The 16,233-nt window shown below is 70.7% G+C and carries 15 protein-coding genes; 11 read left to right on the forward strand and 4 right to left on the reverse strand.

Annotation, left to right across the window (positions count from 1 at the left end; translation table 11 throughout):
* Positions 1-324 precede the first annotated feature (324 nt).
* A complete protein-coding gene (locus AB1460_RS20015; RefSeq protein ID WP_368963208.1) occupies positions 325-1,089 on the reverse strand; it encodes an SDR family NAD(P)-dependent oxidoreductase in 765 nt (254 codons plus the stop codon).
* 498 nt (positions 1,090-1,587) lie between these two features.
* On the opposite strand from AB1460_RS20015, the gene AB1460_RS20020 reads away from it, so the two are divergent.
* Both AB1460_RS20020 and AB1460_RS20025 read left to right on the forward strand, forming a co-directional pair.
* Complete coding sequence (locus tag AB1460_RS20020; protein WP_368963209.1) at positions 1,588-2,631, forward strand: dihydrodipicolinate reductase; 1,044 nt, start codon at positions 1,588-1,590, stop codon at positions 2,629-2,631.
* 302 nt (positions 2,632-2,933) lie between these two features.
* A complete protein-coding gene (locus AB1460_RS20025) occupies positions 2,934-4,142 on the forward strand; it encodes a CaiB/BaiF CoA transferase family protein (protein ID WP_368963211.1) in 1,209 nt (402 codons plus the stop codon).
* Positions 4,143-4,205: 63 nt separating this feature from the next.
* Here the strand turns inward: AB1460_RS20025 and AB1460_RS20030 are convergent, their stop codons facing one another.
* Entirely contained in the window at positions 4,206-4,937 is a 732-nt protein-coding gene (locus AB1460_RS20030) for an enoyl-CoA hydratase/isomerase family protein (RefSeq protein ID WP_368963213.1), read from the reverse strand.
* 268 nt (positions 4,938-5,205) lie between these two features.
* Here AB1460_RS20030 and AB1460_RS20035 point away from each other — a divergent pair, with 268 nt between their 5' ends.
* The 9 genes from AB1460_RS20035 (at position 5,206) to AB1460_RS20075 (ending at position 14,402) form a co-directional block, all read left to right on the forward strand.
* Positions 5,206-6,738: an AMP-binding protein gene (locus AB1460_RS20035; RefSeq protein ID WP_368963214.1), complete on the forward strand. Its 1,533-nt coding sequence runs from the start codon at positions 5,206-5,208 to the stop codon at positions 6,736-6,738.
* A 95-nt stretch (positions 6,739-6,833) separates the two neighbouring features.
* On the forward strand, positions 6,834-8,012 hold the full coding sequence (locus tag AB1460_RS20040) for an amidohydrolase family protein (RefSeq protein ID WP_368963215.1): 1,179 nt from the start codon (positions 6,834-6,836) through the stop codon (positions 8,010-8,012).
* A complete protein-coding gene (locus AB1460_RS20045) occupies positions 8,009-9,442 on the forward strand; it encodes a FadD3 family acyl-CoA ligase (protein WP_368963217.1) in 1,434 nt (477 codons plus the stop codon). Before AB1460_RS20040 ends, AB1460_RS20045 begins: the two co-directional genes overlap by 4 nt.
* A 108-nt stretch (positions 9,443-9,550) precedes the next feature.
* Positions 9,551-11,128 (forward strand): methylmalonyl-CoA mutase family protein, encoded by a 1,578-nt coding sequence (locus tag AB1460_RS20050; protein WP_368963218.1) that lies wholly within the window; start codon positions 9,551-9,553, stop codon positions 11,126-11,128.
* Entirely contained in the window at positions 11,128-11,529 is a 402-nt protein-coding gene (locus AB1460_RS20055) for a cobalamin B12-binding domain-containing protein (protein WP_368963220.1), read from the forward strand. The genes AB1460_RS20050 and AB1460_RS20055 overlap by 1 nt, the downstream gene beginning before the upstream one ends.
* Positions 11,530-11,596: 67 nt before the next feature.
* Positions 11,597-12,553, forward strand: coding sequence for an LLM class F420-dependent oxidoreductase (locus tag AB1460_RS20060; RefSeq protein ID WP_368963221.1), 957 nt, complete (start codon positions 11,597-11,599; stop codon positions 12,551-12,553).
* On the forward strand, positions 12,550-13,602 hold the full coding sequence (locus AB1460_RS20065) for a CaiB/BaiF CoA transferase family protein (protein WP_368963223.1): 1,053 nt from the start codon (positions 12,550-12,552) through the stop codon (positions 13,600-13,602). Before AB1460_RS20060 ends, AB1460_RS20065 begins: the two co-directional genes overlap by 4 nt.
* Positions 13,603-13,773: 171 nt before the next feature.
* Positions 13,774-14,070, forward strand: a complete 297-nt coding sequence (locus AB1460_RS20070) for an addiction module toxin RelE (RefSeq protein WP_368963224.1) — start codon at positions 13,774-13,776, stop codon at positions 14,068-14,070.
* Positions 14,067-14,402, forward strand: a complete 336-nt coding sequence (locus AB1460_RS20075; RefSeq protein WP_368963225.1) for a helix-turn-helix domain-containing protein — start codon at positions 14,067-14,069, stop codon at positions 14,400-14,402. The genes AB1460_RS20070 and AB1460_RS20075 overlap by 4 nt, the downstream gene beginning before the upstream one ends.
* A gap of 36 nt (positions 14,403-14,438) precedes the next feature.
* Here the strand turns inward: AB1460_RS20075 and AB1460_RS20080 are convergent, their stop codons facing one another.
* Together AB1460_RS20080 and AB1460_RS20085 are read right to left on the reverse strand one after the other, a co-directional pair.
* Positions 14,439-14,981: an AAA family ATPase gene (locus tag AB1460_RS20080; RefSeq protein ID WP_368963227.1), complete on the reverse strand. Its 543-nt coding sequence runs from the start codon at positions 14,979-14,981 to the stop codon at positions 14,439-14,441.
* 79 nt (positions 14,982-15,060) lie between these two features.
* On the reverse strand, positions 15,061-16,092 hold the full coding sequence (locus AB1460_RS20085; RefSeq protein ID WP_368963228.1) for a 2Fe-2S iron-sulfur cluster-binding protein: 1,032 nt from the start codon (positions 16,090-16,092) through the stop codon (positions 15,061-15,063).
* Positions 16,093-16,233 lie beyond the last annotated feature (141 nt).

Raw genomic sequence — 16,233 nt, forward strand, 5'->3', positions numbered from 1 at the left:
ATCCTCCTGCTCGCGCCCGCGGTCGAGGGTTCGGCCGGCCGACGAATATTTAACATTGACGTCGATACCAGGTTCGCAGGGGCCGGTCCAGGTCTGCGGGCTGCGCCCAGCCCGGGGGAGGCCGGGCCGTAGCCGCTGATCTGGTCATCTCGAACCGCAGCCACCAGCGGTGCGGGCGGAGGACTTGCCCGCGGTCAGGCCTGGCGGAGTGCGGTCAGGACCGGCTTGTCGCACCGTCGTCACGTCTGTGACGACACTCTCACGCCCGCGCCGCGGAGGCCAGGCACCGCCGACGCGAGGCGCCGGGCTCAGCGAGCGTCGTGGTCAGCGAGGGGCCATCCGCAGCGCGCCGTCGAGACGGATCACCTCGCCGTTGATGTAGCCGTTCTCCAGCAGGTCGGTGGCGAGGCGACCGAAGTCGGCCGGGGTGCCGAGGCGCTTCGGGTGCGGGACACCGGCGGCCAGGCCGTCGCGGATGTCGTCCCGCAGCCGCCCGAGCATCGGCGTCTCGAAGACACCGGGCGCGATGGTGTTCACCCGGATCGCCCAGCTGGCCAGGTCACGGGCGGCGACGATGGTCATGCCGCGCACGCCCGCCTTCGCGCTGGCGTAGGCCGTCTGGCCGATCTGGCCCTCGAACGCGGCGACCGACGCCGTCAGCACGACCGCGCCGCGGTCGCCGTCGAGGAGCTCGGAGTTGCGGGCCATCCGCGCCGCGGCGAGCCGCACCACGTTGTAGGTGCCGACCAGGTTGATCCGGATGATGTCGGCGTAACTGTCGATCGCGCCGGGCTTGCCCTCGCGGTCGAGGATGCGCAGCCGGTCACCGCCGCGGCCGGCGCAGTGGACGACCCCGCGCAGCGGGCCGTCGGCCGCGGCCGCGTCGAGCGCCGCCTCGAACTGATCGGTGTCGGTGATGTCCGCAGCGACGAAGCGCACGCCCAGCTCCGCGGCGACGTCCTTGCCCGGGGAGGAGGGCAGGTCGACGATGGTGACCGACGCGCCGCGCTCCAGCAGGACCCGCGTGGTGCCCAGGCCGAGGCCCGACGCTCCGCCCGTCACCAGTGTCGACTGTCCGTTGAGCTGCACGAATCCTCCAGCGTGATGATGCGCGGGCGGGCGGTCGCACACCCCGGTGCGCACACGCCGGTGGCCACGGCAACACGGTGGATTGTCTGCTGCGGCTGCCGAGCGCCGAGGCGTTCACGCCGCGCCGGTACCCGCCTGATCTGACCGGTTCTGGGCCCGCCACATGGCAGTGGCCGGCCGCCTCGACAATATTGACGCCCAGGTCAGAACGAGCTTAGGCTGTGGCGCAAAGCACAGGGCGCCGGCCCGGCGTGACGCACCGGGCGCCCGCGCGGGGCGCCGATGCGTGAGGCGCCCGCGCACGGGGCAGCCAGCTCACAGCGCACCAGCGCACCAGCGCACCAGGACGGCCGCACCGCGGACGTCGCGCGTCACCACAGCGACCGCAGGTCCGTGCTGCCCGCCAGCCAGCGCTCGGCCGACTCCCGCGCGATGCCCGGATGTTCCGCTGGCGTCGGGCGCGGTGCCGTGCCCGACAGATCGACGAGTCGATTGGGGATGGCAGACGTGGGTCAGCTGCGGGTTGTTCAGTGGGCCACCGGCAACATCGGCACCTATGCGTTGCGGGCGGTGATCCAGCACCCCGAGCTCGCGTTAGCCGGTGTGCTGGTGCACGGGGAGGAGAAGGCGGGGCGCGACGCGGGCGACCTGTGCGGGGTCGACGCGACCGGCGTGACCGCCACCCGGGATGTCGAGGAGATCCTCGCGCTCGGCGCCGACTGCGTCCTCTACATGCCCCGGTACTTCGACGCCGACGAGGTGAGCCGGATCCTCGCCTCGGGGGCCAACATCGTCACGACCCGTGGAGAGTTCCACCGGCTGGCGAACATCGACCCGGATGTGCGGAAGAAGGTGGAGGCCGCCTGCGAGCAGGGCGGGACGTCCGTGCACAGCACCGGGAGCAGCCCGGGGTTCATCTCCGAGGCGATCCCGCTGGCGCTGTCGTCGATCCAGCGCCGGCTGGACCGGCTCGTCATCCAGGAGTTCGCGGACCTGTCCAAGCGGAACTCGCCCGGGCTGCTGTTCGACGTCATGGGCTTCGGCCAGCCGCCGGCGAGCGTCGACGAGGCCCGGCTGGCGCACGGTGTGATCAGTTTCGGGCCGTCGCTGGAGCTCGTCGCCGAGACGCTGGGGATGCCGCTGGACTCGGTGGAGGGCTCCGGCGAGGTCGGTGTCTCACCACGGCCGGTGCACATCGCCGCGGGAACGATCGAGCCGGGCACGGTCGCGGCCCAGCGGCTCACGGTCTCCGGCATGCGGGGCGGCCGCGAGGTCATGAGCTTCCGGGCCAACTGGTACTGCACCACCGACCTGGAACCGGCATGGGACCTGCGGGACACCGGGTGGCACATCTCCGTCGAGGGTGACGCGCCGCTTGAGGTCGACCTGCGGTTCCCGACCCCGCTGGAGCGGATGGCCGAGGTCTCCCCGGCCTACACCGCCAACCGGGCGGTCAACGCGGTGCCGGTCGTCGTGGCCGCCGCGCCGGGCATCCGTACCTCGATCGAGCTGCCGCAGATCTTCGCGACCGCGCTGGGCTGAGACACCCGCGGCGCGGCCGGCGCGGCCGCCCGGCGGACCCGGGTGCGGGCGCCCAGGACGGCACCGGTACCCGGGCTGAGCCGGTAGTTCTCGTAGTGCTGTTGGTTGATTCCCGTGTTCTGAGAATGTAACTTTCGGGCATCCTTTCCGGGTGCCGCCAAGGCCCCGTCCCACGGGGCCGGCCACCGTTGATCAGCGGTGGCCGGGGCCGCACCGTGGGCGCCGGCCGGCGGGTGCCCGGGAGCCCGCAGTGGTGGTCTGGAGGAGTTCGTGCTGAGCATGGCGATCGGGGAGGATGGCACATGAAGCCACTTGAGGGGATCCGCGTTCTCGAGGTCGCGATGTACGGGTTCGTGCCCTCGGCGGGCGGGGTCCTCGCCGACTGGGGCGCCGAGGTCATCAAGGTCGAGCATGCCGTGACCGGTGACCCGCAGCGCGGCCTCAAGCAGACCGGCAACCTCAAGGTCGGCGACGGCCCGAACCCGAACATCTGGCACGCCAACCGCGGCAAGCGCAGCCTGGGCCTCGACATGGCCAGCGTCGAGGGCAAGGAGGTCCTCGACGAGCTGGTCCGGCGCGCCGACGTCTTCCTCACCAGCTTCCTGCCGCGCTCGCGCCAGAAGCTCGGCATCGACGTCGAGGACATCCGCGCCCTCAACCCGAAGATCATCTACGCCCGGGGCAGCGCCCTCGGCCCGCGCGGGCCGGAGTCCGACAAGGGCGGCTTCGACATGACGGCCTTCTGGGCGCGGGCGTCGTCCGCGGCCAGCATCACGCCGCGCAGCCACAAGGGCATGACGCCGCCGCCCGGGCCGGCCTACGGCGACACGATCTCCGGCACGAACCTCGCCGGCGGCATCGCGGCGGCGCTGTTCAAGCGCGAGCGCACCGGCGAGCCGTCGGTCGTCGACGTCTCCCTGCTGGGCAGCGGCCTGTGGGCCATGGGCCAGACGATCGCGTTGTCGCTGCTGCTCGACGAGGCACTGCAGGCACCGGAGCCGGGCGGGCACGGGTCGCCGAGCAACCCGCTGTCCGGCCTCTACCGCACCTCGGACGACCGCTTCCTGTCCCTGGTGATGCTGCAGCCGGGGCGGTACTGGGCGGACGTCTGCCGGCACATCGACCGGCCGGAGCTGATCGACGACCCGCGTTTCTCCTCGGCCGAGGAGATCGCGAAGCACACCGCGGAGGCCGTCGAGATCCTCCGCGAGGTCTTCGCGACCCGCACGCTGGCGGAGTGGACCGAGCGCCTCGGCACGCTGTCCGGCCCGTGGGCGCCGGTGCAGGACTCGTTGCAGGTCGGCAGCGACCCGCAGATCCGGGCGAACGAGTACCTGCTCTCCGCCGGCGGCGAGGTGGAGGTGGTCTCCAGCCCGGTGCAGTTCGACATCGGCGCGCCCCAGCTCGGCCCGGCGCCGGAGTTCGCGGCGCAGACCGAGGAGATCCTCATGGAGCTCGGTCTCGACTGGGAGCGGATCATCGAGCTGAAGACCGCCGGCGCGGTCACCTGACCGGCACGCGGCCGTGGGAGGACGGACCCCGTCCCCCCGCGGCCGCGACGCTGTTCGGCGGTGTCAGCGGGAGCGCTTGGCGGTCGCACGCTCGACGGCGGCCCAGTGCGCGTCGTCCACCCACAGCCGCGCGAACGTCCGGGCTGCCTCCTCGGCCGACACCGGAGCGCCGGGGCGCCCGATGACATGCTTGATCGCTCGGGCGGGGGCAGCGGTGAGGGAGTGGGCGAGAGCCCGCCAGCCGGCGTCGAAGTCGGCGCGGGGCAGGACCTGGTCGAGCAGGCCGAGGCGCTCGGCCTCGGGCGCGGTCAGGGTCTGGCCGGTGCCGGCGAGAAGCAGGGCCCGGCCCGGGCCGACCAGCGCGGCGAGCCGTTCGGCGCCGCCCCACGCGGGCATGATCGCCAGGGTCGACTGGGTGAAGCCGATCCTGATGTCGTCGGCGGCGACGCGGATGTCCGCCGCCACCGCGACCTCGGCTCCGCCGCCGAGGGCGTGCCCGTTGACGGCGGCGATCACGGGAGCGGGGAAGTCGGCGAGTCGGTCGCAGATGGCGCGCATCCGCAGTGCCATCGCGGTCGCATCGTCCTCGGTCCGCAGGGCCGCGAGTTCCTTGAGATCGCCGCCGGAGACGAACGCCCGGTCGCCCGAGCCCCGGATGACCAGCGCGCCGGCGCCTTCGGCGGCGTCGAGGGCCTTCTCCAGCTCACCCATGGTGGCCAGCGAGATGGCGTTACGGGCCTCGGGTCGGTCGATCGTGATGACGGCGAGCCCGTCCTCGAGCTCAAGATCAATCATGGACCCAACTCCACTGTGAGAATATAGTCTTCAGAGAATATAATTCTTTGTAATTGAGAGTAGCATTATCGTCCCGCATGCACGATTGTTCGCGGGGCCGGTAGCCGGGTGGTGGGCAGCGCCCGGTCGGACCAGGCGGCGGCCGGCGGTGTGTCGGTAGTGCGGTCGGTAGCGCGTCAGCGCGTCGGTAGTGCGCTGACGAGAGGTGGAAACTGTCCGGCTGTCCTGGGAGAGTCTGGTGATCGCGGCACAGATCGGAGCTCGTGGCATGCGCACGGTCCCCCCTGACCTGGTCAAGCGGTACGAGTCCGAAGGCTGGTGGACACAGGAGACGCTCGGCGACATTCTCGCCGCGGGGCTGGCGGCCGCGCCCGGCGCCCAGTTCCGCATCCACTCGGCGGTCCGGCCGTGGAGCGGCACCTTCGCCGACGTCGAGCAGGTCGCCCGCCGGCTGGCGGCGGGCCTGCGCGCGCGGGGCGTCGGCCCCGGCGACGTCGTGGTGTTCCAGCTGCCGAACTGGATGGAGGCGGCCGCGGTCTTCTGGGCCTCGACGCTGCTGGGGGCGGTTGTGGTCCCCGTCGTGCACTTCTACGGCCGCAAGGAGCTCGGCTACATCCTGGAGCGCACCGCGCCGAAGGTCTTCGTCACGGCGGAGGGCTTCGGGCGGATGGAGCTCCAGCCCGACCTGTGTGCCGGCGTCCCCGTGGTGGGCGTGGTCGGCCGCGACTTCGATGACCTGCTCGCCGACGAGCCGCTGGCCGGCGTCATCGCGACGGATCCGGCGTCCCCCGCGGTGATCGCGTTCACCTCCGGAACGACCCGCGACCCCAAGGGGGTCATCCACAGTCACCAGACCCTGGGCTTCGAGACCCGCCAGCTCGCCGGGCTCTACCCGCCCGACCGCGGCCGTCAGCTCACCGCCGCTCCGGTCGGGCACTTCATCGGCATGCTCAACGCGTTCCTGATCCCGGTGCTGGACGGCCGCCCGATCAACCTGGCGGACGTCTGGGACCCGGGAAAGGCGCTGGAGCTGATGCGCACCGACGGCCTGACCGTCGGCGGTGGCGCCACCTACTTCGTCACGAGTCTGCTTGACCACCCCGACTTCACCCCGGAGCACCTGGCCGGGATGAGGTACGCGGGCCTCGGTGGCTCCTCGGTTCCGGCCGCGGTCACCACCCGGCTGGCCGGGCTGGGGATGACGGTGTTCCGCTCCTACGGCAGCACCGAGCATCCCTCGATCACCGGGTCACGGCACACCGCCCCGGAGGACAAGCGCCTGTTCACCGACGGCGACCCGCTGCCGGGGGTGGAGATCCGCCTCGACCCGGACGGCGAGATCCTCAGCCGCGGGCCCGACCTGTGCCTGGGCTATCTCGACGAGGAGCTGACCGCGCAGGTCTTCGACGCCGAGGGCTGGTACCGCACGGGCGACGTCGGCGTGCTCGACGAGGACGGCTACCTCACGATCGTCGACCGCAAGGCGGATTTCATCATCCGCGGTGGGGAGAACATCAGCGCGCTGGAGGTCGAGGAGGTGCTGCTGACCATGCCCGATATCGCGGAGGCCGCTGTGGTCGCCGCACCCGACGCCCGGCTCGGGGAGCACGCGGCGGCGGTGCTGCGGCTGCAGGCCGGCGCCGTCCTGCCCACGCTGGACGAGGTGCGTGCCCACTTCGAGCGGGCCGGCCTGGCTCGGCAGAAGTGGCCGGAGGAGGTTCTCGCGACGGCGGACTTCCCGCGCACCCCCAGCGGTAAGATCCAGAAGGTCGTCCTGCGCCGCGGCCTCGCCCAGCGATAGACCCGGTAGCCGCGGAGGACCCTGGCGCCGGCGGTAGACATTGCGGCCGGGCGGGGAAGAGAATAGGGTTCTCCTTATCAGTAAGGGAGGATCTCATGCCTACGCGAGTACCGCCGTACCCCATCTTTGACGCGGACAACCACCTGTACGAGACCGAGGAGGCGTTCACCAAGCACCTCCCGGAGGAGTTCAAGGGCGCGATCCGGTACGTCCAGATCGACGGGCGTACGAAGATCGCGATCCGGGGTCAGATCAGCGAGTACATCCCCAACCCGACCTTCGAGGTCGTCGCCCGCCCGGGTGCGCAGGAGGACTTCTTCCGCCTCGGCAACCCCGAGGGCAAGTCCTACCGTGAGATCATCGGCAAGCCGATGCGCTCGATCTCGGCGTTCCGCGAGCCGAAGTCCCGCCTCGAGCTGATGAACGAGCAGGGCATCGAGCGGACGCTGATGTTCCCGACGCTGGCGAGCCTCATCGAGGAGCGCATGCGGGACGACCCGGAGCTGACGCACGTCGTCATCCACGCGCTCAACGAGTGGCTGTACGAGACGTGGAAGTTCAACTACGAGGACCGGATCTTCACCACCCCGGTCATCACGCTGCCGATCGTCGAGAAGGCGATCGAGGAGCTGGAGTGGGTCGTCGAGCGCGGTGCCCGCGCCATTCTGATCCGCCCGGCGCCGGTGCCCGGGTACGGCGGCTCGCGGTCGTTCGGCCTGCCCGAGTTCGACCCGTTCTGGGAGCGGGTGGTGCACCACAAGATCCTGGTCGGCCTGCACTCGTCCGACAGCGGCTACAACCGCTACACCCAGGACTGGGAAGGCCAGACCCGCGAGTACCTGCCGTTCCAGCCGGACGCGTTCCGGATGATCGGCCAGTGGCGCCCGATCCAGGACACGGTGGCGGCGCTGGTCTGCCACGGCGCGCTGTCCCGGTTCCCGGACCTGAAGATCGCCGTCGTCGAGAACGGCGCCTCCTGGGTCGCCCCGCTGCTCGGTGAGCTCAAGGACGTCTACAAGAAGTACCCGCAGCAGTTCCTCGAGAACCCGATCGAGGTCGTCCGCCGCAACATCCATGTCAGCCCCTTCTGGGAGGAGGACATGGCCAAGCTCGGCGAGCTGCTCGGCATCGAGCGGGTGCTCTTCGGCTCCGACTTCCCGCACCCCGAGGGCCTGGGCGACCCGGTGAGCTACGTCGACGTGCTGGAGAACCTCAGCGACGACGACAAGGCGAAGATCATGGGTGGCAACCTCGCCAGGCTGATCGACGCATGACCTGGGCGACCATCCCGGAGATGGTGCTGAGCGCTGCCGACCGCTTCGGTGCTGCCGAGGCGGTCGTCGACGGTGAGCTGCGCCTCACCTTCACCGAGCTGGTCGGCCGTGTCCGCACGGCCGCGGGCGCGTTCGCGCAGGCGGGCGTCGGCAAGGGTGACCGGGTGGCGATCTGGGCGCCGAACTCCGCCGAGTGGATCATCGCTGCCTTCGGGCTGCTGACCGCCGGCGGCGTCCTCGTTCCGGTGAACACCCGATACAAGGCCGAGGAGGCCAACGACATCCTCACCCGCAGCGGGGCGAAGATGGTCCTGGTGCAGGAGGGTTTCCTCGGTCAGTCCTACGAGGGCGTCACCGCCGTTCCCGCGGTCGATATCAAGTCGGGCTTCCTCGACACGGGTACGCCGATGGAGAAGCCGGTGGTGGTGGACGGCGAGGAGATCGCCGACATCCTGTTCACCTCGGGGACGACCGGGCGGCCCAAGGGCGTCATGATGAACCACGCGCAGACGCTGCGGCTGTACGAGGAGTGGTGCAACCAGGCGGATCTGCGGGAGGGTGATCGCTACCTGATCGTCAACCCGTTCTTCCACAACTTCGGGTACAAGGCGGGGATCGTCGCCGCCCTGATCCGGGGTGCGACGATCGTGCCGATGGCGGTCCTGGAGATGGACCGGCTGCTGGCGCTGATCGAGCGGGAGCGGATCACCATGCTCCCGGGGCCGCCGACGCTCTACCACTCGCTGCTCGCGGCCCAGGGCGACGCGGACCTGTCCTCGCTGCGGTGCGCCGTCACCGGGTCGGCCGACATCCCGGTCGAGCTGATCCGGCGGATGAAGGAGGAGCTGCCGTTCCGGTCGATCATGACCGGTTACGGGCTCACCGAGGCGGGGACCGCGACGGCCTCGCGGCCCGGTGACTCCTTCGAGGACATCGCGACCACGGTCGGGAAGGCCTGCGACGGCGTCGAGGTCTCGATCGCGACCGACGGCGAGGTGCTGATCCGCGGCTACACGGTGATGCAGGGCTATCTCGACGACCCGGCCGCCACCGCGGAGGCGATCGACGCCGACGGCTGGCTGCACACCGGTGACCTCGGCACCCTCGACGAGCGGGGCTACCTGCGGATCGTCGGCCGCAAGAAGGACATGTTCATCGTCGGCGGTTTCAACGCCTACCCGGCGGAGATCGAGGGCTTCCTGCTGGAGCACCCCTCGGTCGCGCAGGCGGCTGTGATCGGCGTGCCCGACGAGCGCCTCGGCGAGGTCGGCAGGGCCTTCGTGGTCCGGCGCGGGCCGGTCACGGAGGAGGAGCTGATCACCTGGAGCCGGGGGAAGATGGCCGGCTTCAAGGTGCCCAGGTCCGTCGAGTTCCTGGAGAGCCTGCCGCTGAACGCGTCAGGGAAAGTGATGAAGGACCAGCTGCGATAGCCGCAGCTGCCCGAGGTCCAGGCGCGGGCCCGGGGGGAGCGGTGGAAGCCGCCCGCCGGGCCCGGGGTCGGTGTTGACGTTCCGTCTCCAGAAGGTAACGACACGACGATGAGCGATTCTTTCCAGACCAACTCCGGCCTGCCGGTCAGCGCCCTGTACGGGCCCGCCGACCGCGGGACCGAACCGCCGGAGCCAGGCAGGTTCCCGTTCACCCGCGGCAACTACGCGTCCGGGTACCGGGGGCGCACCTGGACCTTCCGCCAGTACTCCGGGTTCGGCACCGCCGAGGAGTCCAACAGCCGCTACCGCTACCTGCTCGACCAGGGCGGCACCGGTCTGTCCGTCGCGCTCGACCTGCCGACCCAGTGCGGGTACGACTCCGACGACCCGGAGGTCACCGAGGAGGTCGGCCGGGTCGGCGTCGCCGTCGACACCCTCGCCGACGCCGAGGTGCTCTTCGACGGCATCCCGCTGGACAGGATCAGCACCAGCTTCACCATCAACGGCACCGCCGCGATCCTGCTGGCGTTCTACGTGGCCGCCGCGGAGAAGGCGGGGGTGCCCCGGGCGAAGCTGACCGGCACGATCCAGAACGACATCCTCAAGGAGTACGCCTCCCGGGGGACGTGGATCTGGCCGCCGGAGCCGTCGCTGCGCCTCATCGCCGACACGATCGAGTTCTGCGCCGCCGAGGTGCCGCGCTTCAACGCGATCTCGGTCGCCGGCGCGCACTTCCGTGACGCCGGCGCCAACGCGGTGCAGGAGATGGCGTTCACCCTCGCCGACGGCGTGACCTACTGCGACACCGTGATCGAGCGGGGCCGGCTCACGATCGAGCAGTTCGCCCCGCAGGTCTCCTTCTTCTTCTACACCCACGGTGACTTCTTCGAGGAGATCGCCAAGTACCGGGCCGGCCGGCGGCGGTGGGCGACGATCGTGCGCGAGCGCTACGGCGCGACCGCGGACAAGGCGTCGATGTTCCGGTTCGGATGCGTGGCCGGCGGGGCGTCGCTGTACGCGCCGCAGGCGCAGAACAACATCGTCCGGGTCGCCTACGAGGCGATGGCCTCGGTGCTCGGCGGCGTCCAGTCGATGTTCACCGCCGCCTGGGACGAGCCGTTCGCGCTGCCCAGCGAGGAGTCGGCGACGCTGGCGCTGCGCACCCAGCAGATCCTGGCGCTGGAGACCGGCGTGACCCGCACCGTCGACCCGCTCGGCGGCTCGTACTTCGTCGAGGCGCTCACCGACGCCACCGAGGCCCGCATCATCGAGATCATGGACGACCTCGAGCAGCACGGCGGCATGGTGCGCGCCATCGAGGACGGCTACCTGCAGGGCCTCATCGCCGACGAGGCCTACCAGCTGCACAAGGACATCGAGAGCGGAACGGTGCCGGTCGTCGGCGTGAACCGGTTCGTCGCCGACGAGCCGGCACCCGACCTGGCCACCTACGAGCTCGACGCGGAAGGCCGCGAGCGGCAGCTCAAGCGGCTGGCCAAGGTCAAGGACGAACGCGACGGCGCGGCCGTACAGGCCAGCCTCGACGCGCTGGCCCGTGCCGCGGAGGGGACCGGGAACCTGATGCACAACCTGATCGACTGCGCCAACGCCTACTGCACGGTCGGCGAGATGGTCGCCACCCTCAAGGCGGTCTGGGGCGAGTTCCAGCAGCCGGTGGTGTTCTGATGCCGGCCCGGGTACTGGTCGCCAAGCCCGGCCTGGACGGGCACGACCGCGGCGCGAAGATCATCGCGCGGACGCTGCGGGACGCCGGCTTCGAGGTCGTCTTCACCGGCATCCGCCAGCGGATCGAGGACATCGTCACGATCGCGCTGCAGGAGGACGTGGCGCTGGTCGGCCTGAGCATCCTCTCCGGGGCGCACGTCGCGCTGACGACCCGCACCGTCGAGGCACTGCGGGCCGCCGACGCCGGCGACATCGCCGTCGTCGTCGGCGGCACCATCCCGCCGGCGGACGTCCCGCGTCTGCTCGAGGCCGGCGCCGCCGCCGTCTTCCCCACCGGAACCCCGCTCGACGAGGTCGTCAGCCGGGTCCGGGAACTCACCGCGGCATCCACGTCGCCCTGACGCGCATCCCGGGCCGCCGGGCGGCCCGGTGCACGTGCCATCGAAGTAACCAGATCGGGAGGGTCCAGTGCGGGTCGGCGTGATGATCGGACCGGAGCGGGGTGACTCCGCGCGCAAGGTCGGGCGGATGATCGACGACGTCCTGTGGGCCGAGGGCGCGGGAATGGACACGGCCTGGATCCCCCAGGTCCCGTCCGACTTCGACGCCCTGATCGCGGTGGCGCTGATGGGTGCGCGCACCGAGCGGATCGAGCTCGGCACGGCGGTCGTGCCGCTGCAGCCGCAGCACCCGGTGGCGCTGGCGCGCCAGACGCTGTCCGCCCAGGCGGCCACCGGGGGGCGGCTCGCGCTCGGCGTCGGCCCGTCGCACCACTGGATCGTGCGGGACATGCTCGGCCTGCCCTACGACAAGCCGGCCGCGTTCACCCGCGACTACCTGCAGGTCCTCAAGGCCGCTCTGAGTGGGCCGGGGCCGGTGGACGTCGAGAACGACACCTTCACCGTCCACAACCCGATGGAGATCGGCCCGGTCGCCCCGCTGCCGGTGTTCCTCGCCGCGCTCGGCCCGGTCATGCTGCGCATCGCCGGTGAGCAGGGCGACGGCACCGTGCTGTGGCTGGCCGACGAGCGCGCGGTCGCCGACCATGTCGCGCCCCGCATCACCAAGGCGGCCGAGGAGGCGGGCCGCCCGGCGCCCCGCATCGTCGCCGGCATCCCGGTCTGCCTGTGCGCGCCGCAGGACGTCGACCGGGCCCGGGAACGGGCCAACCGCATCCTCGGCGAGGCCGAGGTCTCCCCGAACTACCAGCGCCTGCTCGACCAGGGCGACGCGGCGAACGTCGGGGACATCGCCGCCGTCGGCGACGAGAAGGCCATCCTGGCCCGGTTCCGCAGCTTCGCCGACGCGGGCGTCACCGACCTGTCCGTGCGCCTGCTGCCGATCGGGGAGAACCGCGACGAGCTCGTCGCCTCCAAGCGCCGGACACGGGAAGTGATCGCCGCCCTCGCGGCGGAAGTGCGTTGAGCGCGGGACCGCTCGCCGGCATCCGCATCCTGGAGGTCGGCCACATCCTCGCGGGCCCGTACGCGACGATGCTGCTCGCCGACCTCGGGGCGGAGGTCACGAAGCTGGAGCCGCCGGGCGGTGACCTCTCCCGGCAGGTCAGCGACGCCTACTTCGCCAGCCTCAACCGCGGCAAGCGCAGCATTCGCCTCGACCTGACCAGCGAGGCGGGCCGGGCCCGGCTCGGGGAGCTGGCCGCCGACGCGCACGCGCTGCTGGTCAACCTCAAGCCGTCGGCGATCCACGCCTTCGGCCTCACCTACGAGGCGCTGCGCCGGTACAACGAGAAGATCGTCTGTGTGGCGCTGACCGGTTTCGGGCTGAACGCCGGCGACGACCCGGCGTTCGACTACGTCATCCAGGCGGCCACCGGCGTCGCCGCGCTGACCGGTGACCCCGACGGCCCGCCGACCCTGCCCGGCTACTCCGCGGCGGACAACTCGACCGGCATGACGGCGGCGCTCGCCCTGCTCGCCCAGATCGTCTCCGGCCGCGGCGGCCAGCTGGACGTCTCGTTGCGCGACGTGATGCTCTCCCAGCTCAACTACCGGGCGTCCGCCTACCTCAACGACGGCGTCGAACCGCGCCGGCTGCCGAACGGCGCGCACTCCTATTACGTGCCCGCGCAGCTGTTCCCCACCGCCGACGGCCACCTGGCGCTGTTCGTCACCCACGACGGCTTCTGGAAGAAGTTCTCCACCGAGGCCGGTGTGACGGGCTTCGCGACGATGGCGGAGCGGGCGTCGCAGCGCGAGGAGGTGCTCGACGTCGTCACCAAGGCCCTCGCCGCCGACACGGCCGAGAACTGGGAGGCGCGCCTGAAGCGCCTCGGTGTCCCGGCGGCCAAGGTCCGCTCGCTGCCCGAGGCACTCGAACGCACCCCGGACATGGTCGTGCAGGCCGGCGAGTTCCGCCTGGTCGCCAGCCCGATTCGCGTCGCCGGCTATGAGCCGGAGTACGGCCCCCCACCCCACCTCGGTGAACACGGCGACTTCACAGGCACGGCGTAGGACGTAGAGGGCACCCGGGCGGCCGACCTGGTTTCCGGGACCGGGCAGGAGAAGCCGTCGCAGAACTTGCAGAAGGGCGCATGTGTCGCGCGGCCACGCTACGTGCGCAAATGGTCTGGTTGCGATGCGCGGCCGGACGTCAGGATGTCGAGGATTTGCTAAACTCCGGTCGTGGACGAGTGGGAGGTCCGCGTCACCGACGAGTTTCTGACCTGGGCCGGCGGGCTCGACCCGAGGTCGAAGGCCCTCGTCGTCGACGCGATTGACCGGCTGGCCGATGCTGGGCCAAGCCTGGGCCGACCGCTGGTCGACCGTTTTGTCTTCGACCCCTGGCGCTCCGCGATTCTGCTGGTCGGCGGCGACAAGTCGGGCAACTGGTCCGGGTGGTACCGCACGGCGATCCCACAGGCGGAGACGCTGTACGTCGAGTACGTGAAAGAACGGGAAGCCGAGGAGGGCAGCTCATGACCAGGTTTCCCCGGTGGGACGATGTCCGTGCCGGCCTGGTCGCCGACGCCGGCGGCGACCAGGCCCTGTCCGAGGCTCACCGACGTAACCAGGCCTACATCGACGGCCACCGGCTCGCCGAACGCCGCAGACTTCTCGGCCTGACCCAGACCGACGTCGCCGAGCGCATGGGTGTCAGCAAGAGCCGGGTCTCTCAGATCGAACGCGGCGAGGTCTCCACCGTCGACGTCATCGCCCGCTACGTCCAGGCTCTCGGCGGACAGATCCAGATCACCGCCGTCTTCGGTGACGACCTCTATATCCTGCGGGGCGCCGACACACCTGCCGCGTGACAGTCACGAACTGCACCCGGCATCACCTTGATCAGATCATCCTTGATCTGCGGGGATGCTGGTCTGGAAGACAATGCGTTCCCCCTCGCCGACGGGTTGCTGGAAGTGGGCGAAGTAGCGTTCCAGAAGGTCGTCGGAGACGGTGACGCTGTTGGCGTCGTCACGCCGGTTGCGAATCGCCAGTCGACGCCGCAGCGTCTCCAGCTCGGCCGGCAGGAAGACAAGCAGCCATCGACATCCGTGGCTCTCGATCAGAGCCTTGTAGCGATCGCGGGTGCTCCGGTTCCAGAAGCTGTAGTCGATGACCACGGGAGCCTTCGCCTTCATCAGACGAATCAGATCGCCCCACAGCTGCCGCTCGGCGGTCGACCTGAGATGCTCGTACTCCGCGGGGTCGAGCTCGGCCGCATCCCGGCCGATCCATTTCCACACCAGCTCGTCGATCGAGAGCCGGGCATAACCGCGACGCTCAAGGGCCCGCGCACAGGTGCTCTTGCCCGAGCCGGACAGGCCGCACATCATCACCACCAGGCCGCGCTCCGTCCCGTCAAGGTCCGGGAGAAGAGCTGCGCCATTCACCGTGACGAGGCTACAACTCTGCGCGCCTGCCCGCTGCCGGACCGGGCCTCGGACGGCCCGGTCGGCGGCGGTCGGGTCACTACTCGTAGCGGACGACCACGGACGCCGAGTCCGGCACGCCCTGGCAGGTGAGGACGTAGCCGTCCTCGACCTCCTCCTCGGTCAGGGCCTCGTTGACGCGCATGGTGGCGCTGCCCTCCTCGAGTTTGGCGATGCAGGTCGCGCAGGTGCCGGACTCGCAGGAGAACGGCGGCGCCAGCCCGCCGCGCCGGGCGCTTTCCAGCAGGGTCTCGCCGGGGCGGCGCGGCACCACGATCTTCTTGCGGCGCAGGTGGATCGTCACCGTGCCCTCGAGCTCCGCCGTGGCTGTGGCCGTCGTGCCACCGGCCTCGACCGCGGCCTCGGTGGCGGGCGCGGTGACCGCGGCCGCGCCGAAACGCTCGGTGAAGACCTTCCCCGGCCCGGGGAAGGAGTTCTCGACGAGATCCATGAAGGGCTCGGGCCCGCAGACGTAGACGTCGGCGTCGGTGTCCGCACCGACGAACGCGGCGACCCCGGCGGCGTCGACGTAGCCGCTGTCGGTGTCGAGGTGGCGCACGACGGTGAGCCGGTCCGGGTACTGCGCGACCAGGTCGGCCAGGGCGCTCTCGAAGATCATCGACGGCTGGTCGCGGTCGGCGCACAGCAGGCGGACGCTGCGCTTCGTGCCGGCCAGCGCGCTCTTCGCGAGCGACAGCACGGGGGTGATGCCGCTGCCGCCGCAGAAGCCCAGCAGCGGGACGTCGGTGTCCCGCAGGCAGAAGACGCCGTGCGGCTCGGTGATCTCGACCTCGTCACCGGGGGAGACGTTGTCGATCAGCCAGTTGGAGACCCGGCCGCCGGGCACCCGCTTGACGGTCGTCATCATCTCGGTGTCGGTCTCCGGGGCGCTCGACATCGAGTACGAGCGCAGCAGCTCCTCACCGTCGATCTGGAGCCGGAAGGTGACGAACTGCCCGGCCCGGTAGGTGAACGGCCCGCTGCTGGGAGCGATGACGAAGGTGCGGGTGTCGGCGGTCTCGCGGATGACCCGGGTGACGGTCGCCCTCTGGAACAGAGGGGGTCTCGGCATCAACGGCCTCCTTCTGGTATGAAGATTCTACTTGGGTGAGAATATAATTTCCGAACGCGAGTGGGGGCCGCAGCAGTGCCCCCGTGCGCAGCTGCTTCGCGTGGTGACCTTCCGACCCGCGTGGTGACCGTTCGAGAGGAG

Source organism: Parafrankia sp. FMc2, from assembly GCF_041008525.1.
Lineage (GTDB): Bacteria > Actinomycetota > Actinomycetes > Frankiales > Frankiaceae > Parafrankia.

Excerpts from the sequence above, each read along its gene's own strand:
- AB1460_RS20085 (WP_368963228.1), bottom strand. The coding sequence starts at position 16,092 with ATGCCGAGACCCCCTCTGTTCCAGAGGGCGACCGTCACCCGGGTCATC.
- AB1460_RS20050 (WP_368963218.1), top strand. The coding sequence starts at position 9,551 with ATGAGCGATTCTTTCCAGACCAACTCCGGCCTGCCGGTCAGCGCCCTG.
- AB1460_RS20075 (WP_368963225.1), top strand. The coding sequence starts at position 14,067 with ATGACCAGGTTTCCCCGGTGGGACGATGTCCGTGCCGGCCTGGTCGCC.
- AB1460_RS20025 (WP_368963211.1), top strand. The coding sequence starts at position 2,934 with ATGAAGCCACTTGAGGGGATCCGCGTTCTCGAGGTCGCGATGTACGGG.
- AB1460_RS20040 (WP_368963215.1), top strand. The coding sequence starts at position 6,834 with ATGCCTACGCGAGTACCGCCGTACCCCATCTTTGACGCGGACAACCAC.
- AB1460_RS20035 (WP_368963214.1), top strand. The coding sequence starts at position 5,206 with ATGCGCACGGTCCCCCCTGACCTGGTCAAGCGGTACGAGTCCGAAGGC.
- AB1460_RS20045 (WP_368963217.1), top strand. The coding sequence starts at position 8,009 with ATGACCTGGGCGACCATCCCGGAGATGGTGCTGAGCGCTGCCGACCGC.
- AB1460_RS20030 (WP_368963213.1), bottom strand. The coding sequence starts at position 4,937 with ATGATTGATCTTGAGCTCGAGGACGGGCTCGCCGTCATCACGATCGAC.
- AB1460_RS20020 (WP_368963209.1), top strand. The coding sequence starts at position 1,588 with ATGGCAGACGTGGGTCAGCTGCGGGTTGTTCAGTGGGCCACCGGCAAC.
- AB1460_RS20055 (WP_368963220.1), top strand. The coding sequence starts at position 11,128 with ATGCCGGCCCGGGTACTGGTCGCCAAGCCCGGCCTGGACGGGCACGAC.